Consider the following 26326-nt stretch of genomic DNA (forward strand, 5'->3'; position numbering starts at 1 on the left):
GGTGGTTTCAACCCAGTCATATCGACCGTTACATTATGTTTCAGCGCCGTTAAGACGCTGCTATCTTAGTGAGCTGGATGTTAATTAACTGTGAATTTACTCACAGATTGAAAACGGTTACATGGAGGAATCGGTTGAAATAGTGACCGGTGCCACATTTTGCCGCGCGGCGACAGAGTGACGGCGCACCAGCGTCGGCATAAAGCAGTGCTGCGCGGAAACATCCAGCTCGCCCGCAGCCCCTTTCAGCGCCAGCTCGGTGGCCAGTTTCGCCATTGAAACAATAGGATAGCGCACCGTGGTCAGCTGCGGATCGGTGTAACGTGACATCGGAATATCATCAAAGCCGATCACGGAGAAATGCTGCGGCACCAGAATGCCGTTATCCTTCAGCGCCGTCAGCGCGCCGGCGGCCATGCTGTCGTTATAGGTGAAAATGGCGCTCAACTGTAGGTTGCGTCCCAGCAGCTCCACCATCGCCGCCTCGCCGCCTTGCATATCGGGCTCGCCGCTGCCGATCCAGACCTCAGGCGGTTCTATCCCCTGCTCGTTCAGCGCCTGCAGCCAGCCAGCGCGGCGCTGCTCCTCATCTTCAATAGGATGGCTGGAGCCGAGATAGCCGATGCGCGTATGCCCCTGCTGCAACAACATGCGCGTCGCCATCATCGCGCCGGTGATATTGTCCAGACCGACGCAGCGATGCGCGTAGCCTGGCAGAATGCGGTTGACCAACACCATGCCGGGCACCTGATCCATAAAGCTGGCGAGTTCAGCGTCGGACAGGGATTTGGAATGGACCACCAGCGCGTTGCAGCGCTGCCGGATCAGCACTTCGATCGCATGCCGCTCTTTTTCTTCCTGATGCCAGGAGTTGCTGATCAGCACATGCTTCTGCACCCGCTGCGCCACGGTATCGACCGCCTTCACCAGCGCGCCGAAAAAGGGATCGGAGACATCCATCACCACCACGCCGATAGTGTCGCTGACCTGCGTCGCCAGCGCCTGCGCGTTGGCGTTAGGACGATAGCCCAGCGCTTCTACCGCCAACAGCACTGCATCGCGGGTATCGGCCGTCACGGCGTTGCTGTTGTTCAGCACGCGGGAAACCGTCGCGACGGAGACGCCTGCCTGTCGTGCGACATCGCGAATGGTAATCATGATGAATGACCTGAAAGAGAAGAGATAAATTGCATGCTTCACCTGCCGACTGGAGTTGCTGGCGGCTATTCTGGCAGGCAAGAGCACGCGGCTACGTGAATCAGGTCACACTCATGAAAACGGTTACATACAATTTTTTAACATTTGTGATGGCGGTCATTGTCCGCGTCGCACGGGCGCCTGCGCCGCGAAAGCGGTCAGCCTGCGCCACAGCCACTCCAGCGGCCCCTGGCGGAAACGGCGCAGCCAGAGCGTCGACAGCAGCAGGTTCGCCAGCCAGACCAGCGGCACCAGCAGCAGCAGATGAACACGATCAAAATGCAGGAACAGGCCGAAGCGATAGAACAGCGTCGTACAGATCAGGGATTGCAGCAGATAGTTGGTGAGCGCCATGCGTCCGACGCAGCAAACGGCGTGCGTGATTTTCAGGCGGCCCAGCTGCGGCCAGAAACCGAAGCAGAGCGCAGCGTAGCCGAGGCTGGTCAGGGGCGCGGCCAGATCGCGCGGCGCCTGCAGGTAAAAGGCCGACCAGTGAAACGCCCAGTCGAGATGCCACTGCAACAGCGTCCCTGGCAGCTGAATCAGCCAGCCCAGCGGCAGCAAAACCATCGCCGTGCGCCGGTAGTGGCGACGGCTGAAAGCGCCCTGCAGCCAGCCGTTGCGCATCAGCGCCCCGCCCATCAGCATCAGCCCGGCCAGCTGCCAGCCATACTGCGCACCTAACGCCAGCAGCATCGATGAAAGATGATCGAGACGGTTTTCAATCGCCAGCGTGCCGCCGCTCAGCTTCCAGAAGGTTTCATACTGAATGTCCGCCGCCCCGGGCAACCAGGAGCGCGACGGCGCCGGGTCGGAGATCAGGCCGAACAGCAGCAGCACGCCGACGCCGACCAGGTAGAGCATGACGCCAGTATTGAACAGCGAACGGGTCGAGGGCATGTCGCGGATCATGCGCCAGGCGATCAGTCCGATAATTCCGTAGGCCAGCAGAATGTCCCCTTCCCACAGAAAGATGGCGTGCAGAAAACCGATGATCACCAGCCAGCTCAGGCGCGCCTGCAACCAGCGCTTGCCGCGCGGCAGCAGCATTTGCAGACCGGCGCCGAACAGCAGCGCAAACAGCGTGAGGAATTTGCTTTGCGCCAGCAGATCGAGCAGCGCCCAGCTCAGCGCGTCGCTGAACGAGGGGACGCCGTTCCAGGCGGGATTAAGGTAGGCGGCGGAAGGCAGGCCGAAGCCGCTGATATTCAGCAGCAGGATACCGAGAATGGCGAGACCACGAATAAAATCCAGCGTGATATTTCGTTGCATGCCGGTTCCTGCCGCGTTTCAAAGGGAATTAATTATGACGCACCGCGCGCAAAAATTCCTGACGCGTGTTCTGGCTCGACTTGAACAGGCCGCCCAGCGAGGTGGTGGTGGTGGCGCTGTTAGCGTCGCGAATGCCGCGCGCCTTCACGCAGTAGTGCACGGCGTCGATAGAGACCGCCACGTTGTTGGTGCCGAGCAGCGTTTGCAGCGCAATCAGCACCTGCTGCGTCAGACGCTCCTGCACCTGTGGGCGCTGAGCGAAGAACTGCACGATGCGATTGATTTTCGACAGGCCGATCACCTTATCTTTCGGGATATAAGCAACGGTCGCCTTGCCGTCGATAATCACGAAGTGGTGTTCGCAGGTGCTGGTCAGCGTAATGTCGCGCACCGTCACCATCTCATCCACCTTCATCTTGTTATCGATCAGGGTAATTTTCGGGAAATTAGCGTAGTCCAGACCGGAGAAGATCTCATTCACATACATTTTGGCGATGCGGTGAGGGGTTTCCATCAGGCTGTCATCGTCTAAATCGAGATTGAGCAGCTGCATAATTTCGGTCATATGACCGGCAATCAGCGTTTTACGCGTTTCGTCATCCATTTCACGTACGGGGGCACGCAACGGGGTTTCCAGTCCACGCGCAACCAACGCATCGTGAACCAGAGCGGCTTCATGACTTAACGTCGCCATGTGATGTTTCTCCAGCAGGTGTGACAGCCGACGATCGCGCCAGCGTCGTCGTCGGGATAATAATCAGAGCGCGTATTCTGAAGCACTCCGGGTCGTTTATCCAGTGAATCCCTTTAATCGGCCCTGAAATCCCTTCATGCGGCGCGGCGCCAGACCAGCGCGCCAGCCAGCAGCAGCGCCGCGCCCGCCACGAACAGCGCCGGCTCCAGCCGGTGCCATAACAGGCTGGAAAGCCAGGAGAGCAGCGGCCCTGCCAGCTGGCCGACGGCGTAGCCGGTGGTCAGCAGCCCCGCCAGATAGCGCATATGCTGCGGCGCCAGTTCGCGGCCATACTGCAACGTCAGTTGCACCACGCAGAGAAAGCCGCCGCCGGTCAGCAGCGCGCCCGCCGCCAGTCCGCCGAGGCCGGGCAGCAGGCCGCCGATAAATACGCCGATCGCCTGCGCCCACAGCGCCACCGCCAGCCGCAGATGGGCGGCGGCCCAGCGGCGGGTGAGAATGCCCAGCGCGATGCCGATCACCGCCGCGCCGCCGAAAACCGGCCAGACGAACTGCGCGAACAGGCTGTGCGGGAAACGCGTCGCCGCCAGCTGGGAAAGAAAGGTGGCGGGCAGAATATAGCCGAACCCGGCGAGGCTGTAGCTCAGCACCAGACGCTTCAGATTGCCGTCCAGCACCAGCGGCGCGGGCGCGGTTTCCGGCCGATGCAGCTCCCCGCGGCGCGGCAGATTCACCGCAATCGGCGCAATGAGTAACAGCGCCAGCGCGCCATAGGCGAGCCAGGCGATCGCCGCCGTGACCTGCCAGCCGTTCAGCAGCACCGCCAGCAGGCCGCTGAGGAAAATGCCGATGCCCGGACCGGCGAAAACCGCCGCCGACAGCCCCGGCCTGCCGAGCTGCTGTAAACGCTCGTTGCTCCATGCCGCTACCAGCACCATCGCGCAGCCGCTGGCCCAGCCGATAATGAAACGCGCCGCGCCGTGCAGCCAGGCGTCGTTCAGCCACGCCGACAGCAACGTCAGCACCACCGCTCCCCAAACCCCGGCGTGCAGCCGCCGTTCCACATGACGGCGCGCGCGCATCGCGTCAAACGATCCGCACAGGTAGCCAAGATAGTTGAGCGCCGCTACCAGGCTGGCGCTGGAGAGCGTCAGCTGGCCATCGGCAATCATCAGCGGTACCTGCGGCGTAAAGGCGAAGCGCCCGATACCCATCGCCACCACCAGCGACAGCAGCGCGCTTAACGCAATACGCCCTGCTCCTACGGTCCGTTTCGCCTCTGTTTTCCGCATTGTGACATCATCTTTTTTGTTTAACCGTTGCGTCCATCATGCACGAGGTTTACACTCACGAAAAGTGAATGATTCTGATAAAGTTAATTACGGTAAGAGAACAGATGGATTTAGTCCAGTTACGTATGTTCTGTTCGGTGGCGGAAACCGGTTCGGTGGCGCGCGCCGCAGAGCAATTGCATCGGGTCCCTTCTAACCTGACCACGCGCCTGCGCCAGCTGGAGCAGGAGATCGGGGTGGATCTGTTTATTCGTGAAAAACAACGCCTGCGATTGTCGCCGATGGGCCATAATTTCCTTTGTTACGCGCAACGCATTTTGGCGCTGAGCGAAGAGGCGCTAAGCATGGCGCGCGCCGGCGAGCCGGGCGGCAACTTCGCGCTCGGCTCGATGGAAAGCACCGCCGCCACGCGCCTGCCGAATCTGCTGGCCGCCTATCATCAGCGCTATCCGACGGTGGCGCTGTCGCTGATCACCGGCACTTCCGGCGAGATTATCGATCGGGTGCGCGAGGGCACGCTGGCGGCGGCGCTGGTCGACGGGCCGGCTAACTATGACGAGCTGAACGGCTGCATCGCTTTTCGCGAGCGGATGACGCTGATCTCCAGCGTCGATCATACGCCGATCCGCAGCGCTGCCGACGCCAGCGGCGATACGGTTTTCGCCTTTCGCACCAGCTGCTCCTATCGCCTGTTGCTGGAAGAGTGGTACCGCGACAGCGGCGTACAGCCGCACAACGTGATGGAGATTCAGTCCTATCACGCAATGATGGCCTGCGTCGCAAGCGGAGCCGGCGTGGCGTTGATCCCGGAATCGGTGCTGGCGCAGTTGCCGGCGCGCGAGCGAGTGCAGGCGCACCGGCTGCCGGACAGATTCCGCGATACCGCCACCTGGCTTATCTGGCGGCGCGATGCGTTTACCCCCAATGTGGAAGCGCTGAAGTATTTAATAATTGAACAGTTTGACGACAACCCCATTAACGATGAGTTGATGCATCCTCAGGAGTGTATAAATGGAAATGATTAAGACCCGCGCCGCCGTAGCCTGGGCTCCAGGCGAGCCGCTGAAGATTGAAGAAGTGGATCTGATGCCGCCGCAACAAGGCGAAGTGCTGGTGCGCATCGTAGCGACCGGCGTCTGCCACACTGATGCTTACACCCTGTCGGGCAAAGATCCAGAAGGGGTGTTCCCGGCGATCCTCGGCCATGAGGGCGGCGGCATTGTGGAAGCGGTCGGCGAAGGCGTTACCAGCGTCGCAGTCGGCGACCATGTGATCCCGCTCTACACCCCGGAGTGCGGCAAATGTAAATTCTGTCTCTCCGGCAAAACCAACCTCTGCCAGGCGATCCGCGCCACCCAGGGCAAAGGCCTGATGCCGGACGGCACCACCCGTTTCTTTAAAGACGGCAAGCCGATCTTCCACTATATGGGCACCTCCACCTTCTCCGAATATACCGTAGTGCCGGAGATTTCGCTGGCGAAAATCAGCAAAGAAGCGCCGCTGGAAGAAGTCTGTCTGCTGGGCTGCGGCGTCACCACCGGCATGGGCGCGGTGATGAACACGGCAAAAGTCAAAGAAGGCGACACCGTGGCGATTTTCGGTCTCGGCGGCATTGGTCTGTCGGCGATTATCGGCGCGAAGATGGCGAAAGCGGGCCGCATTATCGGCATCGATATCAACACCAGCAAATTCGATCTGGCGCGCAAGCTCGGCGCAACCGACCTGGTGAATCCGAAAGATTATGATAAGCCGATTCAGGAGGTGATCGTTGAGATGACCGACGGCGGCGTTGACTTCTCTTTTGAGTGCATTGGCAACGTAAACGTGATGCGTTCCGCGCTGGAGTGCTGCCACAAAGGCTGGGGCGAGTCGGTGATTATCGGCGTAGCGGGCGCAGGTGAAGAGATCTCCACCCGTCCTTTCCAGCTGGTGACCGGACGCGTCTGGCGCGGCTCCGCCTTCGGCGGCGTGAAAGGCCGTTCTCAGCTGCCGGGCATCGTGCAGGATTACCTCGACGGCAAGTTCCAGCTCAATGATTTTATTACCCACACTATGCCGCTGGAAGAGATCAACGAGGCGTTCGATCTGATGCACGAAGGCAAATCGATCCGCTCCGTGGTGCATTTCAGTAAATAAACGGGAGGCGTCATGCCAACAACGCTGGAATTACTGGAAGAGCATCGCCTGTTTGGCGGCTGGCAGCAGCGCTGGCGCCACCATTCATCGGTGCTGGGCTGCAATATGACCTTCGGCATTTTTCTGCCGGGGCCGACAAGCGACACCCCGCCGCCGGTGGTGTGGTGTCTGGCGGGGTTGACCTGTACCGATGAAAACTTCGTCGTGAAGTCGGGCGCGCAGCGCGTGGCGGCGGAGCTGGGCCTGGTGCTGATCATGCCGGACACCAGCCCGCGCGGCGATGAGGTGCCCAATGACGACGCCTACGATCTCGGACAGGGCGCAGGCTTCTACCTGAACGCGACGCAGGCGCCCTGGCGCCAGCATTTCCGCATGTATGATTACCTGAACGAGGAGCTGCCGACGCTGATCGCCAGCAACTTTAAGGTCAGCGATCGTCAGGCGATCATGGGGCATTCGATGGGCGGCCACGGTGCGCTGGTGCTGGCGCTGCGCAATCCGCATCGCTTCGCCTCGGTATCGGCGTTCGCGCCGATCGTCAACCCGGCGGCGGTGCCGTGGGGCGTGAAAGCGTTCAGCGCCTATCTGGGCGAGGATCGCGAACAGTGGCGGCAGTATGACAGCTGCCTGCTGATGGCGGCGTCGCCAGCGCAGCTGCCGATATTGATCGATCAGGGCGACAGCGATCAGTTCCTTGCCGATCAGCTGCAGCCGGAACAGCTGGAAGCGGTGGCGCAGCAGGCGAACTGGCCGCTGACGCTGCGCATTCAGCCGGGCTACGATCACAGCTACTTTTTTATCGCCTCTTTTGTGGAAGATCACCTGCGCTTCCATGCGCAGCATCTGCTGGCATAAAAAAACGCGCCCTGCTGTTAGTCAGGGCGCGCAGCGCTCTCTTCAGGGCGGCCATGGCCGCCCTTTTTACTTTTCTCAGAAGTTGTAATCCATCGCCAGGAAGTAGCGGCGGCCATCTTCGTTATAGCCGTAATCATCGCGGCTGAAATCCTTGTCCAGCAGATTCTGCACCCCTGCGCGCAGCTTCACCGCTTTGGTCGCCTGCCAGCTGGCGCCGGTGTTCCACAGCACATAGCCGCCCGGCGTTACGCCGTCATTTTTCAGCGTGCGGCGCTGACCCGAGTAATTCGCCTGCAAATACACATTCCAGTCATCCAGCGGCGTCCAGTCCAACGTGCCGTTGGCGGTATGCAGCGGCAGCTCGCTCAGCGGCTTGTTGCCGCCGTTGCTGAGATCGCGTCCGTCGCTGTAGGTGTAGTTCAGCGTCAGCTTCCAGCTATCGTTGAACGGCACTTTCAGCTCGGTTTCAAGGCCGGTGATGCGCGCCTTGTTGACGTTGTAGTAGCGGAACACCGGTTTGCCGTTTTTATCAAAGCCGACAAAGTTGCTGTAGCCGGGCGCTAAAGCGGGATCGGAGGTGCGCGAGATGCTGATCATATCGTCGACGTTGTTCTGGAAGGCGGTAACGCTGCCGCTGACGCCGTCCAGCCAGCCTTCATCGCCGCGCCAGTAAAGTCCCAGCTCAAAGCTTTCGCTGGTTTCCGGCTTCAGATCGGGGCTGCCCACCACGGAACAGCTGCCACGGCAGGAGTTGCTCTGCCAGTCGGGGCTGAGCTGCAACAGCGACGGCGCTTTAAAGGCATTCGCCCAGCCGCCCTTTACCGTTACGGTGTCGCTGGCGTTCCACACCAGATAGAGGCGCGGACTCCAGTGATCGCCGTAGGTTTCGTGATCGTCCATGCGCAGGCCGCCGGTCAGCGCCAGCGAATCCAGCAGCCGCCACTCATCCTCCACGAACAGCGCATACTGACTGGCGGAGGCGTCGCCGCCGCTCTTGAGGTTGACGCTGTCGCTCAGCTTATCGTGACGCCACTCGCCGCCGAAAGTGAGCAGCTGATTAATCGCCATCAGCGGCAGCACCAGCTTGCCGTCGAGGCTGTTATTGCGCGAGGTGATGACGTCGCTGGAATAGTTATCGATTTTATCGCCGTAGAAGCGCAGCTCGGTATTGCCGAAGCCCCAGCGGCCATTATGGCTCAGGCTGTAGTTTTGTCGCTCGAGGCGGTTTTTATCCAGCGAATCGGAGTCGCGGTCCTGATGGTCGAAGCCGTAGCCGAAGCCGATCTCCTGATTATCGTCGGGTGTCAGGGTAAATTCAGCGTTGCCGTTGCGGCTGGTGTAGCCCTCAATGCGCGCCGAATCGCCGCTGGCTGGCGCGTCGTCTTTTTCACGCTTGCCGAGGTTGCCGTAGACCTTCACGCCCAGCAGATCCTCAATCAGCGGGCCGCTGGTGAAGAAGTTGCCATTATAGCTGTCGCCGCGATCGCGATGCGCCTGCAAGGTGGTGTCGGCGCTCAGGGTGCCGTGCCAGGCTTTGCCGACCTTGCGGGTAATAATGTTGACCACGCCGCCCAGCGCGTCGGAGCCGTAGAGCGAGGACATCGGCCCACGCACCACCTCGATGCGCTCGATGGCGTCGACCGGGATCCAGTTGAGATCGAAATCGTTATGACGAAACACCGCGTTGCGCGAGCTGACGCGCTTGCCGTCGATCAGGATCAGGGTATAGCTGCTGTCCAGCCCGCGCAGGCTGACGCCCTTACGGTTGTCTCCTTCGTCGGTAAGCTGAACGCCCGGCACTTCGCGCAGTACTTCGCGCAGGTTTTGCACCGGCTTGCGCTTAATTTCTTCGTGGGTGATCACGCTGATGCTGGCTGGCGCATCCTGCAAATTAATTTCATTCGCCGAGGCGGTCACCACCATCGTATCGTTGTGATCTTCTCCGGCGGCGTAGGCTGGCAGCGCCAGACAAATAACGGACGTGCAAAGGCCTGCGCGCATCACACCATTTAAGCGAAACATATTTCTCTCCATGAGGTAAAAGTAACCAAAATAAATTTACGCTCATGCCCACATTGAAAAGGCGCAACCCGTCGCCTGTAAAAAAAATGATTTAAAGCGGAATACATCTATTTATTATGGGTGGAATAAATCGCCTGCTAACTGATTTATTCCACGCGTTTGCTGCGCCTGCGAATTTTATATTTAGCAGGCGCGGCGAAAATTAAAGCCCTGGCTCCGCCACCAGCCCGTCAATCAGCACCTGCGGCGTCCCCTGCGAGCACAGCTCAATGCGGCCGCGCACGCCATAGACCTCGGCGAGGCTTTGGGCGGTAATCACCTTCTCCGGCGCGCCGTCGGCAATCAGCCTGCCCTGTTGCAGCATTAATACATGTTCGGCATGACGCAGCGCGATATTAATATCATGCACCACCACCACGGTGACGATATTGCGCCGCCGCGTTTCCCGCCGCACTAAATCCATCACGTGAAACTGGTAATTCAAATCAAGCGCGCTTAAAGGTTCGTCGAGTAATAATAAGTGCGGACGACGAATTAACGACTGCGCTAATCCCACCAGCTGTTTTTGCCCGCCGGAGAGCTGATCGAGATAGCTTAACGCCAGGTGAGCGATGCCCAACTGTTCCAGCAGCGCCATCACCTCCGCTTCGCTGGCCGCTCCGCCGTGACCGCCGGAGGCGCGCTGCGCGACGATGATCGATTCCAGCACGTGCAGATGCACGCCCGCCGGCAGCGACTGCGGCAGGTAAACGACCCGCTCGGCGCGGCGGGCGAACGGCAGCCCCATCAGCTCTTCGCCGTTAAGCCACAGCTCGCCGCGCGCCTGATTCAATCCCGCCAGCGCGCGCAGCAGCGTTGACTTGCCGCAGCCGTTCGGCCCCAGCAGCACGGTGATTTTGCCGCGCGGCAGCTGCGGCACGTTCAGATTTTCGATGACGTTGCGCTTCGGATAGCCGGTATGGAACGCGCGGATCTGTAAACCTTCCATCAGACATTCCCCCGGTTGCGCAGAATAATGGTCAGGAAGAAGGGCACGCCCACCAGCGAGGTGACGATGCCGACCGGAATAATAATGCCGGGAATCAGGTTCTTCGAGGCGACCGAGGCCATCGACAGCACCAGCGCGCCGGTCAGGGCGCTGGCGGGCAGATAATAACGATGATCTTCGCCGAAGATCAGACGAGCGATATGCGGCGCTACCAGGCCGATAAAGCCAATCGGTCCGACAAACGCTACCGCCAGCGCGGAAAGAATGCTGATGCGCAGCAGCGTGCCAAGACGCAGGCGCCGCACGTCGATACCGAAGCTGACGGCGCGATCTTCGCCGAGGCGCAGCGCGGTCAGCTTCCAGGCGCTTTTTAAAGAGAACGGCAGCAGCAGCAGCACCGCAACGCTTAATATCGCCAGCTTCTCCCAGGAGGCGCGCGCCAGGCTGCCCATGGTCCAGAACACCAGCCCCTGTAGGGTATCTTCGCTGGCGATAAATTGCAGCATCGACACCAGCGCGTTAAAGGTGAATACCAGCGCAATGCCGAACAGCACCACGCCGGAGGTGGCGACGCGCGTCCAGCGCGTAACGCCATCAAGCATCAGCGCGGCGAACAGCGCGAAGATAAAAGCGTTGCCGGAGATGAACCACTGATCGGGAATGCCGGGAATGCCGATGCCGAGAATAATCGCCAGCGCGGCGCCGAACGCCGCGGCGGACGAGACGCCAAGGGTAAAAGGGCTGGCGAGCGGGTTATTGAGGATGGTCTGCATCTCCGCGCCGGCCAGGCCGAGCGCCAGCCCCACCACCACCGCCATCAGCGCATAGGGCAGACGAATTTCCCAGACGATAACTCGCGTACCGGCATCGACGCTATCGGGCTGCAACAGCGTATGCCACAGCGTGTTCAACGTCAGCCCGGAGGGGCCGAGGGTAAAATCGAGAACCAGCGAGGCCAGAATCGCCAGCAGCAAAATGCTCATCAGCAGCAGGCGCTGGCGCAGAAGCTGGCGGTAGCGTCCCATAACCGCAGCGGGCGGCGCGGTGCGGGAAACGTGCGCGGAGTCGTGTGTCACACTCATGTTAAATCCTGTCAATGTCCGTTCTTTCAGACGCGGCGGGCTCGCTTTTAACAACGTAGACTGCCCTGCCCGCTACGCGCTTCCGTCATAGAGGCGTAACGATAAGGGCTGGAACAATAAAACAAATGATAATGCTTATCAATGCAATTTATAACATCTGCGCGGATACGAAAAAAGGCGCGACCTGCGTCGCGCCTTTATGTTAACCAGCCTGCCTTCAACGTTACTCGCCGAAGCGCGGGAACTCCATATCCTTATAGCGTACAAAGCGGGTGCGGCGCGCCAGCTTATAGCCGAACCAGATCAGCAGGAACAGCGGAATGCCGATATAGGTGGCGGCCACGCCGTACCAGTCAATGGTGTCCGCCAGGAACGCCTGATAATTTTGCCCCAGGGTAATAATCAGGCAGAGAACGAAGGCGAAGATCGGTCCCAGCGGGAAAAAGCCTGAGCGATAAGGCAGATCCGCCAGGTCATGCCCCTGCATCACGTAGCCGCGACGGAAGCGATAGTGGCTGATAGCGATCCCCAGCCAGGCGATAAAGCCGGTCATGCCAGAGGTGTTCAACAGCCACAGATAAACCTGCTGGTTGCCGAATTTCGAGGTCAGGAAGCAGAGCGCCGCCACCACGGTTGTGGCGTAGAGCGCGTTGCGCGGCACGCCGTTTTTCGACAGCTTCGCGAAAATGCGCGGCGCTTTGCCCTCGCTGGCCAGCGTGAACAGCATACGGGTGGAAGCATACATGCCGGAGTTGCCCGCCGACAGCACCGCCGTCAGGATCACCGCGTTCATCACCGCCGCCGCCGAGAGCAGGCCCGCATGCTGGAACACCAGCGTGAAGGGACTGACGCTGATATCTTTCACGTCATTGCGCAGCAGACTCGGATCGGTGTAAGGGATAATCAGGCTGATGATCAGAATGGCAAAGATATAGAACAGCAGAATACGCCAGAAGACCTGACGCACCGCGCGCGGAATGTTTTTCGCCGGATCTTCCGATTCGCCCGCCGCGATGCCGATAAGCTCGGTGCCCTGGAAGGAGAAGCCGACAATCATCGCCACGCCGATCATCGCGGAAAAACCACCGGCGAACGGCGCATCGCCGATCTGCCAGTTCTGCCAGCCAGCGCTTTCGCCGCCGCGCAGAATCCCAACGATCATCAGCACGCCCAGGGCGATAAAGATAATCACGGTCGACACTTTGATCAGCGAAAACCAGTATTCCGCTTCGCCGAAGCCCTTCACCGAAATGTAGTTCAGCAGGAACATCAGGCCAAGGAACAGGGCGCTCCAGATCCAGCCCGGCGTATCCGGGAACCAGTAACTCATCACCAGCTGTGATGCCACCAGGTCAACGGCGATCGTGACCGCCCAGTTGTACCAGTAGTTCCATCCAAGCGCGAAGCCAAAACCCTCTTCGACATATTTGGCACCATAGGTGGAGAAAGAGCCGGAAACCGGCATAAAGGCCGCCAGTTCGCCGAGGCTGGTCATCAGAAAATAGACCATCAGACCGATCAGCGCGTAGGAGAGCAGCGCGCCGCCCGGCCCCGCCTGAGAGATGGTGGCGCCCGAGGCGACAAACAGCCCGGTGCCGATAGAGCCGCCGATGGCGATCATGGTTAAATGGCGCGCTTTCAATGCGCGCTGCAACCCAGGTTGTTGTGTTGTTTTTTTATCCTGAACCATATTTAAACGCTGTAAATGGGTAAAAATGAGGCGCGATTGTAGCAAGCTGTCCGGTCAAGTATAGCGATAACCTACCGTTATAAGTTACCTTCATGATGCGGCCGTGATTATTAGCAACGGCGCGCGCCGCGGCCTGCCCTACTCCCGGCAGTAGCTCAGGAAGCGTTCCAGCGCGCGCGAGATATGCTTTTGTCGATGATGAATGCGGTAAAGCGTACGCGACAGTTTGGGCAGCGGAATCGGCACTTCCACCAGCGAGCCGGTCTCCAGCTGTTCAGCGATTACCCGGCGCGACAGGCAGCTGATGCCCATGCCGTGACGCACCGCATGTTTGATCGCTTCCGAGTTGCCCAGCTCCAGCGCCAGCTGAAACTGCGGCAGATGCGACAGCAGCAGATAATCGACGATTTCGCGCGTGCCGGAGCCGTGCTCGCGCAGAATCCAGGGCGCGGCGGCCAGACTCTCCAGCGTCACCGGCTGTTGCAACAGCGGGGCCTCCGGCGCGGCGAACACCACCAGCTCATCTTCCAGCCACGGCTCGCTGACGATATCGTTCAGATGACACGGCCCTTCAATCAGCCCAAGATCGACGCGAAAATCGGCCACCGCATTGATGACGTCCTGGCTGTTGCCGACGCTCAACTCCAGCGGCAGCTGCGGATAGTCGCGCCGCCAGACGGCAAGCATGCCGGGCAGCAGATAGTTGCCGATGGTGCTGCTGGCGTAGAGCCGGATGGCGCCGTTATCTTCGCGAAACAGCTGTTCGATATCGGCGGCCTGCTCCAGCAGCCCGACCGCGCGCGGATAAAGCAGGCGGCCATGCTCATTCAGCACCAGCCTTTTGCCGACGCGATCGAATAGCTGCACGCCGAGCTGCCCTTCCAGATCGGCCAGCGCGGCGCTGACCGCCGACTGCGACAGCGCCAGCTGCTGCGAAGCCTGGGTGGTCGAGCCGCTTTTCAACACCTCGGTGAACACTTCTATCTGACGCAACGTGATATGCATGGCGCTTTCCCTATGCCATAAAATGTCTGACGCACCAGACGATAACCGCCAGCCAAATAAGCAGCACCATCACCAGTCCGGCGCGGCTGACCACCTTTTTCCCCTTGCGCCGCCGCTGCTCCGCTTTCGCTTCGCTGCTGATGCGGATCTCTTTCGGCAGCAGACGCAGCAGCAGCATGACGCCGAGCGGCACGATGATCGCATCGTCCAGCAGGCCGATAATAGGAATAAAATCGGGGATCAGATCGATGGGGCTGAAGGCGTAGGCCACCAGCACGCCGGTCATCAGCTTCAGCCACAGCGGGGTGCGCGGATCGCGACAGGCGTACCACAGCGTCAGCGCATCTCTCTTAATAAGCCGCGCCCAGCGGCGCAATCGACCAAACATAGTTTCTCCGCGCTATACCACTTATTCCGGTTAATAATAAATATATAATCAATTTCTCTTTTAAACCACTCCTGGCGCACACTCTCCGCAACAGAGAGGAGTCGAACCATGGCTGAATTAATCGTTACCAAATCACAGCATACGCCGTCACGCTGGCTGCCCGGCCTGCTGTTAACCGCAGCGATCGCCGCCGTCGCCTTGCTGGCTGGCAGCCAGCCCAGGATCGCCGCGCTGGGCCTGAGCGCGCTAACGCTGGCGATCGTCATCGGCATGATACTCGGCAACACGCTTTATCCACACCTGCACCGCGCCTGCGACAGCGGCGTGCTGCTGGCGAAGCAGCGATTGCTGCGTCTCGGCATTATTCTTTATGGCTTTCGTCTGACTTTCCAGCAGATCGCCGATGTGGGCGTCAGCGGCGTGCTGATTGACGCGCTGACGTTAAGCTCCACTTTTCTGCTCGCCTGCTGGCTGGGCCGTCGCTGGCTGCGGCTCGACCGGGAAACCTGCTGGCTGATCGGCGCCGGCAGCAGCATCTGCGGCGCCGCCGCGGTGCTGGCGACCGAGCCGGTAATCAGGGCGCAGGCGTCGAAGGTGGCGGTGGCGATCGCCACGGTGGTGCTGTTCGGCACGCTGGCGATCTTTGTTTATCCGCTGCTCTGGTCGCTGGCGCACCCGCTCTGGGCCGAACTGAGCGCGACGCAGTTCGGCATTTATACCGGCTCGACCGTGCATGAAGTGGCGCAGGTGGTGGCGGCGGGCCATGCCATCGGACCGGAGGCGGAAAACGCGGCGGTAATCGCCAAAATGCTGCGGGTGATGATGCTGGCCCCGTTCCTGCTGCTGCTTGCCGCCCGGCTGCGGCGGCTGACGCCGGGAGAAAGCAGCGAAAAGCGCGCCCTGTCCTTCCCATGGTTCGCGCTGCTGTTTATCGCCGTCGCGCTGTTTAACTCTTTCCATCTGCTGCCCGCCAGCTGGATAACAGCGATCAACGCGGTCGATACCCTGTTGCTGGCGATGGCGATGGCCGCGCTGGGTCTGACGACGCACTTCAGCGCGCTGAAACAGGCGGGCGTGCGCCCGCTGTTATTAGGGTTAATGTTGTTTCTCTGGCTCATCGTGGGCGGCGGCGCGCTTAACCTGCTGGTTCACCATTTCATGCCGCTGGCGCATCAGTTATCATGACCGGTTTGCTCAGGTAAGGCCATTAACAGGAGAACGGCATGAAATTTATCGGCGCCCATGTGAGCGCGGCGGGCGGAGTGGACCAGGCGGTGCAGCGCGCCCACGAACTGGAAGCGACCGCGTTTGCGCTGTTTACCAAAAATCAGCGCCAGTGGCGCGCGGCCGCGCTGACGCCGGCGATCATCAGCGCCTTTCGCAACGCCTGCGAAAAGTATGGCTACAGCAGCGCGCAGATCCTGCCTCACGACAGCTTTCTGATTAACCTCGGCCATCCGCAGGAGGAGCCGTTGGAAAAATCGCGCGCCGCCTTTATCGACGAGCTACAGCGCTGCGAACAGCTGGGCCTGTCGCTGCTCAATTTTCATCCCGGCAGCCATCTGAATCAGATTGACGAGGAAGCCTGTCTGAAGCGCATCGCGGAATCGGTGAATATCGCGCTGGATAAGACCCGCGGCGTTACCGCTGTGATTGAAAACACCGCCGGTCAGGGCAGCAATCTCGGCTACCGCTTCGAGCATCTGGCGGCGATCATCGACGGCGTAGAGGATAAATCGCGCGTCGGCGTCTGCATCGATACCTGCCACGCCTTTGCCGGGGGCTACGATCTGCGTAGCGAAGCGGACTGCGAGGCGACCTTCGCCGAGTTCGATCGCGTCGTCGGCTTCCGGTATCTGCGCGGCATGCACCTTAATGACGCGAAAAGCGCTTACGCCAGCCGCGTTGACCGTCACCATAGCTTAGGCGAAGGGAATATCGGCACCACGGTGTTTAGCTGGCTAATGAAAGACAGCCGCTTCGACAATATTCCGCTGATTCTCGAAACCATCAATCCCGATATCTGGAAGGATGAAATAGCCTGGCTGAAGTCACAGCAGCGCGATGCGGCCAGCGTCTGAAAGACAGCCGCGACAATATTCTGCTGATTCTGGAAACCATTAAGCCCGATATCTGGAAGGATGAAATAGCCTGGCTGAAGTCACAGCAGCGCGATGCGGCCAGCATCGACCAGGCTACGGTTTTCCGCCAGCCCGCACGGGCTGGTCTCGACCCGCCACATGCTTGCAGGCCACGGCCGCCGCCTGCTTTCTGGCATCGTTGCCGCCTGGTAAAAGGTTAAAAAAACTGAAGAATAACAGCGCAGTGCCGATAAAGGATGCCAGATTCTTTTACAGGGAGTAACACATGAAACGCGCTGTTTTTTCTACAAGTCTATTACTTGCCGCGATAATTGGCGCGCCCGCCAGCGCCGACGTCCAGCCGAAAACCATCAAGTCCGTCTGGGTTAATCCATTTATGATGATGCGCCTGCATAATCAGATCAATATAGTCACCAACATCACCTTTAGCGACAACCGACAGGTGCAGCGTTGGTCGGCGATTGACTGTACGCAGCGCCAGGCTTACCAGCTCTACTGGGATCTGCTGGATAAAGAGGGGCTAAAAGAACATCGCTTCTACGGCGAAAATCTGGCCCGCTACGCACCGCCACAGCCTGCGCCAGAAATCACGCAGGAGCAGATCGCGCAGCTCTGCGACGTGAAGCTTAAAGAGGCGGAGTGGGTTTACGTAGAGAAAAAGAACCGCTGGGATATCCCTACGCTTATCGATCGCGCCAATATTATCCGGGCTGGCGAGAGTCTTATCGTCAGGGTCGGCTTCGGCTACGATAAAATCAGCTGGGACCCGCCTTATGACGCACCCTATAATTTTAAAATCGAACTGCACTTATATCACTGCGGCAACAAGACGGATAAAGTGGTTGGCGCGCTGGATGTTGACCCACAGGGCCGGGTCACTGACGGCCTGATCGATAAAGAAGCTATCCGCCGCGCCGACAGCTTTGAAAATACGCCAGCGACCGTCGCCGCCTTTGACGCTATCTGCCAGCTCAGCGCGCCCAGCGACTTTCGCGGCCTCGGCCGTTACGTCAGTAAAAAAACGCCCGCCAGCGATGATCTGCTGAAACCGATGCTGCCGCAGTTCGGCGATAACTCAACCCAGTGGCTGACGCAGTTTCCGCTCGATGCGGCGCTGACGGCGCAGGCGCAGAAGCTGGTAAAAAACTGGGCGCCGCCAAAATTCCGCCGCCTGCGCTGGACGGAAAGCGACGCCAGCAGCGACAAGGTGAGCTATATCCTCGATGCGCGTCCCGACGGGCTGATGGTGCGCCTGGAGGACTATCGTCTGTTCAGGGGACAGCGCATCATGATAGCCAATGCCATTCAGTTGCAGTCCGCTCTTTCCATCAGCCATGTGCCTAATCAAACCCGCTCGCTGGACACGACGCTGCGCTTCCCGCTTTATCAGGGGCAGCGCTACGTCACCACGGTAGAAAACGGCGACCTGGGCGAGAAGGAAAAAGTAAACAGGATGACCGATCGCTGCGAGGTGATGGAGAAAGGCGACGCCCACGCGCTGAACACCGCCTTTAGCGGCAGCTACTGGCGCGTCAGTTGTGAACAGCAAAATGATGAAGGCACCTTCAAAACCGAGTCCGCCTTCTTAAACGATCTGAATATTTTCCTGCCGCTGAAGCGCAGCGTGAAAGGCAAAATGATGGAGGTCGCCCTGAGCGACGTCACGATCGCGCGTTAAATTGTCCTGCGCCAGATAAAAAAACGCCAGCCCGAAGGCTGGCGTTTTTATTCGCATGAGAGAATCAGGCTTTCACCAGCTCCGACTCAGGACGTTTCAGCACCGCATAGGCCACGCCCGCCAGCAGCGTACCTACGACGATAGCCAGCAGGTAACCCAGTACCGGCGTAATCGCGCCTGGGATCAGCAGCACAAACAGACCGCCGTGCGGCGCCATCAGTTTCGCGCCGACCATCATCGAGATGGCGCCGGTGACCGCGCCGCCGACGATACAGCACGGCAGCACGCGCATCGGGTCGCGGGCGGCGAACGGAATCGCCCCTTCAGAGATAAAGCACAGGCCCAACACCAGCGCCGCTTTACCGCCCTCCTGTTGCCCTTTGTTGAATTTATTACGCGCCAGCAGCGTCGCCACGCCCATCGCCAGCGGCGGCACCATGCCCGCAGCCATAATCGCCGCCATCGGCGCGTAAGCCTGCGAACTCAGCAGCCCGACGCCGAACGCATAGGCCACTTTGTTGATCGGGCCGCCCATATCGGCGCACATCATGCCGCCCAGAATCGCGCCCAGCAGCACCGCGTTGGCGGTACCCATATTGCCGAGCCAGTGCGTCAGGCCTTCCATGATTTTCGCCACCGGCGTGCCGACCACGTAAATCATCAGCAGACCGGTGATCAGGCTCGCCACCAGCGGAATAATCAGGATCGGCTTCAGCGCCTCCATACTCTGCGGCAGCTTCACTTTACTGCTGAGAAACTTCGCGGCGTAACCGGCGATAAAACCGGCGATGATGCCGCCGAGGAAGCCAGCGTTGATGCTGCTGGCCAGCATACCGCCGATCAGGCCCGGCGTCAGGCCGGGGCGGTCAGCGATAGAGAAGGCGATAAAGCCCGCCAGCACCGGCACCATTAGCGCGAACGCCGTGCCGCCGCCGATCTGCATCAGCGCCGCCGCCAGCGTGCCCTGCTCTTTAAACGCGGTAATGCCGAAGGCGAAAGAGAGCGCGATGGACAGGCCGCCCGCCACCACCATCGGCAGCATATAAGAAACGCCGGTCAACAGATGACGATAGGCGCCCGCGCGCTCCTGCTGCTGCTCGCCATCGCTGGCGGCGCTCTGCGTGTTGCCTTTCGGCTGATAAGGACGCGCTTCCGCCAGCGCCTTATCGAACTCCTGCGCGGTTTTCTTCAGCGCCAGGCCGGTTGAGGTGCGATACATCGGCTTACCGGCGAATTTCGCCAGATCCACTTCGATATCGGTCGCGACGATCACCAGATCCGCTTCCGCCACTTCCTGCGGGGTGATCGGGTTGCCGGCGCCCACTGAACCGCGGGTTTCGACTTTTACCCACCAGCCGCGTTTTTTCGCTTCGGTTTCGATCGCTTCGGCGGCCATAAAGGTGTGCGCCACGCCGGTCGGACAGGCGGTAATCGCCACCACGCGCTTCGCGCCGGTCGAGGCGGCCGCGCTCACCGGCGCGGCGATCGGCTCTGCGGCGGGCGCCTGCCAGGGTTTCGCTTCCGCTTTGGCGCGCGCAAGGAACGCCTGCGGATCGCGCAGCGCCTGGGCGGCGTCGCCCTGCCATACCGCTTTGCCATTCAGGGCGCTGTCGGTCGGCATCCTGTCGCCCAGCGCGATAACCAGTTCGGCCTCGGCCGGGTTTTCCACCAGCGTCAGGCCAGCTTTGCCCGCCGCCGCCGCAAGAATTTGTTTTGCCATATAGCCGGAAGCAAGCCCCAGCGAAGGATCTGTCATCAGCAGCGTTTTCATTATGCCTCTCCTGCTGTCAGTTAAAAGGTTTCAGGTCGACGCGCGCCATCATTGCGGCCAACTGAGTACGATCGGTAACGCCTACGTTGCTCTGGCTGACTGCCAGCGCGGCGACCGCAGTCGCCAGACGCAGAGTGTGCTCGCTGGATTCGCGCATCAGCAGGCCGTAAATCAGCCCACCGACCATGGAATCGCCGGCGCCCACGGTGCTGACCACTTCACAGGCCGGCGGTCGGGCGATCCATTCCCCGGAGGCGTTCACCCACAGCGCGCCTTCCGCGCCGAGCGAAATCACTACGTGAGCAATGCCCTGTTCACGCAGGGCGTGCGCCGCTTCAATCACATCCTCCAGCGTCGGCAGCTTGCGTCCGGCCCAGATTTCCAGCTCGCGGCGGTTAGGCTTCACCAGCCAGGGCGCGGCTTTCAGACCGGCCACCAGCGCTTCGCGACTGCTGTCGAAAATAATGCACGGGCAATGAGTGCGCAGATCGCTCATCCAGCGCGTAAAGGCTTCTGGCGCGACGCCCGCAGGCAGGCTGCCGCTGACGCAGACCATATCGAACTGGCCCAGCCAGGTGAGAGAATCGGTGGTAAAGCGTTCCCAATCCTGCGCGCTGACGTCGAAGCCGGAGAAGTTTAAATCGGTAACTTCGCCATCTTTTTCCGTCAGCTTGACGTTGATGCGGGTACGGCCCGGCACCACCTGAAAACGGTTGGCGATGCCCAGCTCGCTGAACAGATGCTGAAAACCGTCCTGATTCTCTTTACCAAGGAAGCCGCCGACGGTGACGTCGATGCCTAAATCTTTCAGCACTTTCGCGACGTTAATGCCCTTGCCTGCGGCGTGCAGGCCGGTGGTCTTCACCAGGTTGACTTCGCCACGCTCGATTTCCGGGCAATAGCCGACCAGGTCATAGGCCGGATTAAGGGTAATGGTTGCGACGCGTCTGCTCATGCTGCCCCCTCGCCGAGGCCGCTGTTAATCGCCTCTTCAATGGCGTCCAGCGCCTGTTGTGCATCTTCACCGCTGGCGGTAAAGCGCAGGCGATGTCCTTTTTTCACGCCCAGCGCCACCACTTTCATCAGGCTGCGTCCGTTGGCGGGTTTGCCGCTGCCGTCAAGATTGGTGATGGTGACGTCGCAGTTAAATTGTTTGATCACGCTGACCAGCGCGGTGCCCGGACGGGCATGCAGGCCGTGCTCGTTGCGAATGATAAACTCCGCCGTCAACACCTCTGCCTGTTCGTTCACCTCGCTGGTCATCAGCGCCAGCACGCCCGCCGCGTCCGCCTTCAGCAGGCGATCCGCTTTTTGCTTCAGCAGCAGGTCGCTGAGATAGTTCAGCACCTGCAACGGTTTATCGTCCGCCACCGCGACCGTCACCAGCATCGCTGCCGGTTCGCCGTCAACGGTGAAAGGCTGCGCGGCGCGGCTGACCGCCACGGCGCTGCCGAGGTTGCCTTCGGTGCTGTCGTTCAGCCAGATGCCCTGCCCCAGATTCAGCGGCTTCGCGCCGATCACGTGGGTGACGAAGCGCGCGTCTACGGCGCCCGCCTGCTGTAAACGACCGGCGTTAAGCGCCTTTAGCGTCATCAGATCGCCGGCATTGACGTCAAGGGCGATCAGGGAGGCGTCAAATTTAAATTCGCTGCCCTGCTTTTCGCCCATCAGCAGGCTGCGCAGCTCCTCTGCGGAGTGGGTTGTTCTCAGCTGCGCGGCCACATCGTCATCGCTCAGCACGTGCGTCAGCTGACGCAGCAGCGCCAGGTGTTCATCGGAGCGCGCGGCGATGCCGATCACCACATAAGCGGTTTGGTCGTCGCCCCAGGCGATGCCCTGCGGAAACTGAAACACCTGCACGCCGGTTTGCAGCACTAAGTCGCGCGTATCGGTGGTGCCGTGCGGAATTGCGATGCCGTTGCCCAGATAGGTTGAGGTTTGTTGTTCGCGGGCGAGCATGCCTTGCACGTAGCCTTCGCCTACGTTGCCAGCGGCGGTCAACGCGGCGGCAACCTGACGAATAGCCTCTTCCTTATTGCTGGCCGTCTGACCTGGATGAATGGCCTTAATATCGAGCTGGAACATAGTTCTCCTCTCCTGCCGAAATTGAATCGTTTCAGCTGTATTGAGAAAAAAAGCGTTATCCCATGCCAACATGACTCCCGAGATAACGCTGAAACGTTTCAATGAGTTTGGTACAGAGTGCCGTTTGCACGCAAGTTATACGTAAATTTGCGTAGCATATTTTTGAAGCAACGCACATTTCATTTACCTTTTCGGAATAAACCTGCTGTGCAGCTGATGCCTTTGCTGAAAGGAACTAAACTCAACGCTCATATTTCAGCTTTTATCAGCAGGCGGAAAACAGACGCAGGCGCACGTTCCCGTTGCGTTGTTTAACTACGCTCATGGGGCGTGAAAGCGCGCGAAAGTCACAGAGGGACCAGGGCAAGAGAGGTCAACAGGTCAGAGGTCAGCAGGTCAGCAGGTCAGCAGGTCAGCAGGTCAGCAGGTCAGCAGGTCAGCAGGTCAGCAGGTCAGCAGGTCAGCAGGTCAGCAGGTCAGCAGGTCAGCAGGATAATGTCAGGGCGCGGTCGCCGCTTCCAGCGTCAGCAGCCAGGTCATCGCCTGCTCGCGCGTCGAGGCGCACATCTCTGCGGACGGCTGTAAGCTGGCACACACTTTCGGCCGCAGCGGCGAACCGAAAATTTTGCAGCGCTGCTGCGGGTCGAGCTGAACGCAGGGCGTATTGGCCGGTTTGCCCTGCGGCATGCCGGGAATAGGCGATGAGATAGACGGCGCCGTACAACAGGCGCCGCAGGCGGTGCGACACTCCATACCTTTCCCCTTCAGAAATTTCCGCGACAATATCAGTCCGCCGCCGCAATTGCCATGCGCGCCGGGAAAAATTCCATGGGGATCTTGCCTGATCAGCTGGCCGGGAGTACTTTGTCGCGATTCTTTATTTCGACACGCAGAGAGAGTTGACATGCCAAGAGCTAACGAAATTAAGCGCGGAATGGCCGTAACCTGGAACGGCAAGCTGCTGCTGGTGAAAGATATCGATATCCAGAGTCCCAGCGCCCGCGGCGCATCAACCCTGTATAAAATGCGTTTTACCGATATCCGCACCGGCCTGAAAGTGGAAGAACGCTTTAAAGGCGACGACATTCTGGACGTCATTTCGCTGAGCCGCCGCTCGGTGACCTTCTCTTACGTCGACGGCGACGAGTATGTCTTTATGGACGATGAAGACTATACGCCCTACACCTTCAAAAAAGAGCAGATTGAAGAAGAACTGCTGTTTATTCCTGAAGGCGGCATTCCCGGCATTCAGGTATTAACAATGGATGGTCAGGTGCTGGCGCTTGAACTGCCGCAGACCGTAGATATGGAAATCGTCGATACTTCGCCGGGCATTAAAGGCGCATCGGCCAGCGCGCGCACCAAACCCGCCGTAATGAGCACCGGCCTTTCCATTCAGGTGCCGGAATATCTCAGCAACGGCGAAAAAATTCGTATACATATCGCTGAGCGCCGCTATATGGGCCGCGCCGAGTAACGCCCTCACCCGGCGGCATCCCCGCCGGTATTTTTGTTATATTATAACAAAACATCTAATGTAAACTGATCGTCACTATGCCCATTTTTTGCTGGCTGTCGAGCCAGGTCAGCTGCATATCCGCCACGGGCGTTGACCGCATTTTTTCCAGGCCAAGTTCAGCAAGTGATTCCGCCTGTTGTCGCCATTCACCCTGTTGATAACAGCTGATGCGCAGCTCTTGCTCTATAACGAAAGAATGACAGCCGCTTTCATAAATGCTGCCGGTAAAAAGTATCATGCCGTTTCCTGCAGAAGCGGCAACACTGAACAGCATCAGGCCAGATAAAGCTACAGGCTTCATAATTGCTCCAGGCGATAGGTTGGTTCATTAGTAATACGATTAACTAAAAACGCTTCTGGCTTTTTTGCGTATAAGAAAAACGCCTGATGCAGATAAAAAGAGGTAAGTATGATCAAGGTCAATTTAGTTACCGGCTTTCTCGGTAGCGGCAAAACCACCACGCTGCTGCATTTAGTGGCCAATAAGCCGGAAGGAGAAAACTGGGCGATTCTGGTGAACGAATTTGGCGAAATCGGCATCGATGGCGCGCTGCTGGCGGAAAGCGGCGCGGTGCTGAAAGAGATCCCCGGCGGCTGCATGTGCTGCGTGAACGGTCTGCCGATGCAGGTTGGCCTGAACATGCTGCTGCGTCAGCATCAGCTTGACCGACTGCTCATTGAGCCGACCGGCCTGGGCCATCCCAAACAGATCCTTGATATGCTCAGCGCCGAGGTCTATCAGCCCTGGCTAACCTTACAGGCGTCGTTGACGCTGCTCGATCCGCGCCAGCTCAGCGACGCGCGCGTGCGGGAAAACGAGAACTTTCGCGATCAGCTGGCGGCGGCGGATATCGTGGTCGCCAATAAGCAGGATCGCTGGCAGGAACAGGATCGACAGGCGCTGGCGCAGTGGCAGGCAGAGGAACTCGGCGATCGTCAACTGATCGGCACCGAGTATGGCCGCATCGATCCCGCTCTGCTGGCGCAGCCGCGCCGCAATTTGCGCGCCCTGCCGCAGAGCGAAACGCATCAGCATAGCCATCCGCGGCGCGATTCCGGTCTGGGCGCGCTGCGTCTTGACAATAATGCGCGCTGGCGGCGCGCCTTTAATCAGGGCCAGGGCTACTACGCCTGCGGCTGGGCTTTCGACAGCGAGACCGTTTTCGATACCGTCGGCGTGCTGGAGTGGGCGCGCCTGGCGCCGGTCGAACGCGTAAAAGGCGTGATGCGCATCGCCGAGGGCGCGGTCAGCATTAACCGCCAGGGCGCCGACTTTCGCATTGAAACGCGCCAGGCGCCGCCGCCGGATAGCCGCATCGAGATCATTCATCACAGCGACGCGGACTGGAATCAGCTGCAAAACGAATTGTTGAAACTCCGTTTAAGTGATAAGCGTTAACTTATGCCGTTATTTTTGACCTTTAACTTGAGTCCCTATGAACGCAAAACGGTTAGCGATTATTCTGCTGCTGAACCTGGCTGGAGCGGCGCTGTTTTTATCCTGGTATTTACCAGGCAACCACGGCCCCTGGTTCGGCATTGATAAGTCGATATTTTTTTGGTTCAACCAGCATATGGCAACCAGTTATGCTTTCGCCCTGCTGCTGGCGGTGACTAACTTCCGTGGTTTCGACGCCGTCTCTTTACTGGCGATGGGCCTGCTTTACTGGTCTTACTGGCGCAGTGAGACGCCGCAAGGGCGTCGCCGCATGCTGGCTATCGGCATCTGTATGCTGTTGACAGCGGTGATCCTGAATCAGCTGGGCCACCTGCTGCCGGTGAAGCATTCCAGTCCAACGCTGTTCTTCGATAATATCTGGCGCGTCAGCGAGCTGACCGGCATTCCGGCGAAAGATGCGTCGAAAGACAGCTTTCCCGGCGATCACGGCATGATGCTGATCATTTTCGCCTGCTTTATGCTGCGTTATTTCGGCGTTAAGGCATTTGCTACCGCGCTGGTGATTGCGGTGCTGTTTTCCCTGCCGCGCATTATGGCCGGGGCGCACTGGTTTACCGATGTGGCGGTGGGATCGCTGTCGGTTGTGCTGGTGGGACTCAGCTGGTGGCTAATCACGCCCGCCAGCGACTGGCTGGTCAACTGGCTCTATCGTACGTTGCCAGGCAGATACAAACCCGGCAGCGTCGCCTGAAAAAGGCCCGTCGGCGATGAACCGACGGGCCTTTTTTACCAGTTGATAATAAGCATGCTAATGATAAATTCGCAAAGACGCTATTTCGGCAATATTAAACGCATATTATGACGAAAAGGCTTTTGTCCAGCCCCTACTTTCTTAAAACATCCTCAATCCGCTAAATTGGCCGGTTAAAGCCCCTTTACTCTCCCCATTATTTGCACACATTTGTCTATAAAGTAACCAAATGGTTATATATTGATTTCACATCATAAAAACCTATAAAAAAGTGCGTAAAAGCACTCGCCATGCGGCATCCGATCGGGTAACCTCAGCCACAGCCAGGCATAAGGAGCCCTAAAAAGGCGTCGCTGAAAAAGAAAAATGTGCGCATTTACACATTTTAAAGATTCAGAAA

The 26326-nt window shown here is 59.3% G+C and carries 24 protein-coding genes; 9 read left to right on the forward strand and 15 right to left on the reverse strand.

Translation table 11 applies throughout. The annotated features are described in order from the left end of the window. Nucleotides 1-117 precede the first annotated feature (117 nt). From galS to MYY08_RS16820, 4 genes are all read right to left on the reverse strand, one after another. Entirely contained in the window at nucleotides 118-1158 is a 1041-nt protein-coding gene (galS, locus tag MYY08_RS16805; protein WP_190296031.1) for an HTH-type transcriptional regulator GalS, read from the reverse strand. A gap of 156 nt (nucleotides 1159-1314) precedes the next feature. Beyond that, nucleotides 1315-2469: a DUF418 domain-containing protein YeiB gene (gene yeiB, locus MYY08_RS16810; RefSeq protein ID WP_288015019.1), complete on the reverse strand. Its 1155-nt coding sequence runs from the start codon at nucleotides 2467-2469 to the stop codon at nucleotides 1315-1317. Nucleotides 2470-2497: 28 nt separating this feature from the next. After that, nucleotides 2498-3163: a GTP cyclohydrolase I FolE gene (folE, locus tag MYY08_RS16815; protein WP_038625217.1), complete on the reverse strand. Its 666-nt coding sequence runs from the start codon at nucleotides 3161-3163 to the stop codon at nucleotides 2498-2500. A 134-nt stretch (nucleotides 3164-3297) separates the two neighbouring features. After that, the gene (locus tag MYY08_RS16820; RefSeq protein WP_288015021.1) at nucleotides 3298-4455 is read right to left on the reverse strand and encodes a YbfB/YjiJ family MFS transporter; all 1158 of its coding nucleotides are present in this window, start codon (nucleotides 4453-4455) and stop codon (nucleotides 3298-3300) included. A 104-nt stretch (nucleotides 4456-4559) separates the two neighbouring features. Between MYY08_RS16820 and ptrR the strand changes: the two genes are divergently transcribed. Genes ptrR through fghA form a run of 3 tightly spaced genes read left to right on the forward strand, consistent with a single transcriptional unit; the run spans nucleotide 4560 to nucleotide 7446 of the window. Beyond that, the gene (gene ptrR, locus MYY08_RS16825; RefSeq protein WP_190296891.1) at nucleotides 4560-5480 is read left to right on the forward strand and encodes a putrescine utilization regulator PtrR; all 921 of its coding nucleotides are present in this window, start codon (nucleotides 4560-4562) and stop codon (nucleotides 5478-5480) included. Further along, on the forward strand, nucleotides 5467-6591 hold the full coding sequence (locus MYY08_RS16830) for an S-(hydroxymethyl)glutathione dehydrogenase/class III alcohol dehydrogenase (RefSeq protein WP_038625215.1): 1125 nt from the start codon (nucleotides 5467-5469) through the stop codon (nucleotides 6589-6591). Before ptrR ends, MYY08_RS16830 begins: the two co-directional genes overlap by 14 nt. A 12-nt stretch (nucleotides 6592-6603) precedes the next feature. Then, nucleotides 6604-7446 carry an S-formylglutathione hydrolase gene (gene fghA / locus MYY08_RS16835; RefSeq protein ID WP_038625214.1) on the forward strand — a complete coding sequence of 281 codons (843 nt, stop codon included), beginning with the start codon at nucleotides 6604-6606 and terminating at the stop codon, nucleotides 7444-7446. 75 nt (nucleotides 7447-7521) lie between these two features. On the opposite strand, the gene cirA is transcribed toward fghA, so the two are convergent. The 6 genes from cirA to MYY08_RS16865 form a co-directional block, all read right to left on the reverse strand. Continuing rightward, nucleotides 7522-9468, reverse strand: coding sequence for a catecholate siderophore receptor CirA (gene cirA, locus MYY08_RS16840; protein ID WP_288015025.1), 1947 nt, complete (start codon nucleotides 9466-9468; stop codon nucleotides 7522-7524). 202 nt (nucleotides 9469-9670) lie between these two features. Further along, the gene (locus MYY08_RS16845) at nucleotides 9671-10456 is read right to left on the reverse strand and encodes an ABC transporter ATP-binding protein (RefSeq protein WP_288015028.1); all 786 of its coding nucleotides are present in this window, start codon (nucleotides 10454-10456) and stop codon (nucleotides 9671-9673) included. Next, complete coding sequence (locus MYY08_RS16850; RefSeq protein ID WP_038625211.1) at nucleotides 10456-11538, reverse strand: FecCD family ABC transporter permease; 1083 nt, start codon at nucleotides 11536-11538, stop codon at nucleotides 10456-10458. Before MYY08_RS16850 ends, MYY08_RS16845 begins: the two co-directional genes overlap by 1 nt. A gap of 223 nt (nucleotides 11539-11761) precedes the next feature. Then, the gene (locus MYY08_RS16855; protein ID WP_038625210.1) at nucleotides 11762-13228 is read right to left on the reverse strand and encodes an amino acid permease; all 1467 of its coding nucleotides are present in this window, start codon (nucleotides 13226-13228) and stop codon (nucleotides 11762-11764) included. Between the two features lie 138 nt (nucleotides 13229-13366). Continuing rightward, nucleotides 13367-14233, reverse strand: coding sequence for a DNA-binding transcriptional regulator YeiE (yieE, locus tag MYY08_RS16860; protein ID WP_038625209.1), 867 nt, complete (start codon nucleotides 14231-14233; stop codon nucleotides 13367-13369). Nucleotides 14234-14243: 10 nt separating this feature from the next. Further along, on the reverse strand, nucleotides 14244-14621 hold the full coding sequence (locus tag MYY08_RS16865; protein WP_084971199.1) for a YkvA family protein: 378 nt from the start codon (nucleotides 14619-14621) through the stop codon (nucleotides 14244-14246). Nucleotides 14622-14729: 108 nt separating this feature from the next. Between MYY08_RS16865 and MYY08_RS16870 the strand changes: the two genes are divergently transcribed. The 3 genes from MYY08_RS16870 to MYY08_RS16885 all read left to right on the forward strand — a co-directional run bounded on the left by MYY08_RS16870 (nucleotide 14730) and on the right by MYY08_RS16885 (nucleotide 18401). Then, entirely contained in the window at nucleotides 14730-15806 is a 1077-nt protein-coding gene (locus tag MYY08_RS16870) for a YeiH family putative sulfate export transporter (protein ID WP_038625206.1), read from the forward strand. Nucleotides 15807-15844: 38 nt separating this feature from the next. Then, nucleotides 15845-16702 (forward strand): deoxyribonuclease IV, encoded by an 858-nt coding sequence (nfo, locus tag MYY08_RS16875; RefSeq protein ID WP_038625204.1) that lies wholly within the window; start codon nucleotides 15845-15847, stop codon nucleotides 16700-16702. Between the two features lie 286 nt (nucleotides 16703-16988). Then, nucleotides 16989-18401, forward strand: a complete 1413-nt coding sequence (locus tag MYY08_RS16885) for a hypothetical protein (RefSeq protein WP_038625203.1) — start codon at nucleotides 16989-16991, stop codon at nucleotides 18399-18401. A gap of 64 nt (nucleotides 18402-18465) precedes the next feature. Here the strand turns inward: MYY08_RS16885 and fruA are convergent, their stop codons facing one another. The 4 genes from fruA to MYY08_RS16905 all read right to left on the reverse strand — a co-directional run bounded on the left by fruA (nucleotide 18466) and on the right by MYY08_RS16905 (nucleotide 23010). Continuing rightward, nucleotides 18466-20172, reverse strand: coding sequence for a PTS fructose transporter subunit IIBC (gene fruA / locus MYY08_RS16890; protein ID WP_038625202.1), 1707 nt, complete (start codon nucleotides 20170-20172; stop codon nucleotides 18466-18468). A 16-nt stretch (nucleotides 20173-20188) separates the two neighbouring features. Further along, nucleotides 20189-21127: a 1-phosphofructokinase gene (gene fruK / locus MYY08_RS16895; protein ID WP_038625201.1), complete on the reverse strand. Its 939-nt coding sequence runs from the start codon at nucleotides 21125-21127 to the stop codon at nucleotides 20189-20191. After that, nucleotides 21124-22257, reverse strand: coding sequence for a fused PTS fructose transporter subunit IIA/HPr protein (fruB, locus tag MYY08_RS16900; RefSeq protein WP_038625200.1), 1134 nt, complete (start codon nucleotides 22255-22257; stop codon nucleotides 21124-21126). The genes fruK and fruB overlap by 4 nt, the downstream gene beginning before the upstream one ends. 498 nt (nucleotides 22258-22755) lie before the next feature. Next, nucleotides 22756-23010 carry a YkgJ family cysteine cluster protein gene (locus MYY08_RS16905; protein WP_038625199.1) on the reverse strand — a complete coding sequence of 85 codons (255 nt, stop codon included), beginning with the start codon at nucleotides 23008-23010 and terminating at the stop codon, nucleotides 22756-22758. Between the two features lie 151 nt (nucleotides 23011-23161). On the opposite strand from MYY08_RS16905, the gene yeiP reads away from it, so the two are divergent. Next, nucleotides 23162-23734 carry an elongation factor P-like protein YeiP gene (gene yeiP / locus MYY08_RS16910; protein WP_038625198.1) on the forward strand — a complete coding sequence of 191 codons (573 nt, stop codon included), beginning with the start codon at nucleotides 23162-23164 and terminating at the stop codon, nucleotides 23732-23734. A 55-nt stretch (nucleotides 23735-23789) separates the two neighbouring features. On the opposite strand, the gene MYY08_RS16915 is transcribed toward yeiP, so the two are convergent. Next, nucleotides 23790-24014, reverse strand: a complete 225-nt coding sequence (locus MYY08_RS16915; protein WP_288015037.1) for a YmdA family protein — start codon at nucleotides 24012-24014, stop codon at nucleotides 23790-23792. A 171-nt stretch (nucleotides 24015-24185) separates the two neighbouring features. Here MYY08_RS16915 and MYY08_RS16920 point away from each other — a divergent pair, with 171 nt between their 5' ends. Then, nucleotides 24186-25175 carry a CobW family GTP-binding protein gene (locus MYY08_RS16920; RefSeq protein ID WP_288015040.1) on the forward strand — a complete coding sequence of 330 codons (990 nt, stop codon included), beginning with the start codon at nucleotides 24186-24188 and terminating at the stop codon, nucleotides 25173-25175. Nucleotides 25176-25212: 37 nt separating this feature from the next. Then, on the forward strand, nucleotides 25213-25926 hold the full coding sequence (locus MYY08_RS16925) for a phosphatase PAP2 family protein (RefSeq protein WP_038625193.1): 714 nt from the start codon (nucleotides 25213-25215) through the stop codon (nucleotides 25924-25926). Nucleotides 25927-26326 lie beyond the last annotated feature (400 nt).

It is taken from the genome of Mixta sp. (genome assembly GCF_024610815.1).
Taxonomy (GTDB): Bacteria; Pseudomonadota; Gammaproteobacteria; order Enterobacterales; family Enterobacteriaceae; genus Mixta; species Mixta calida.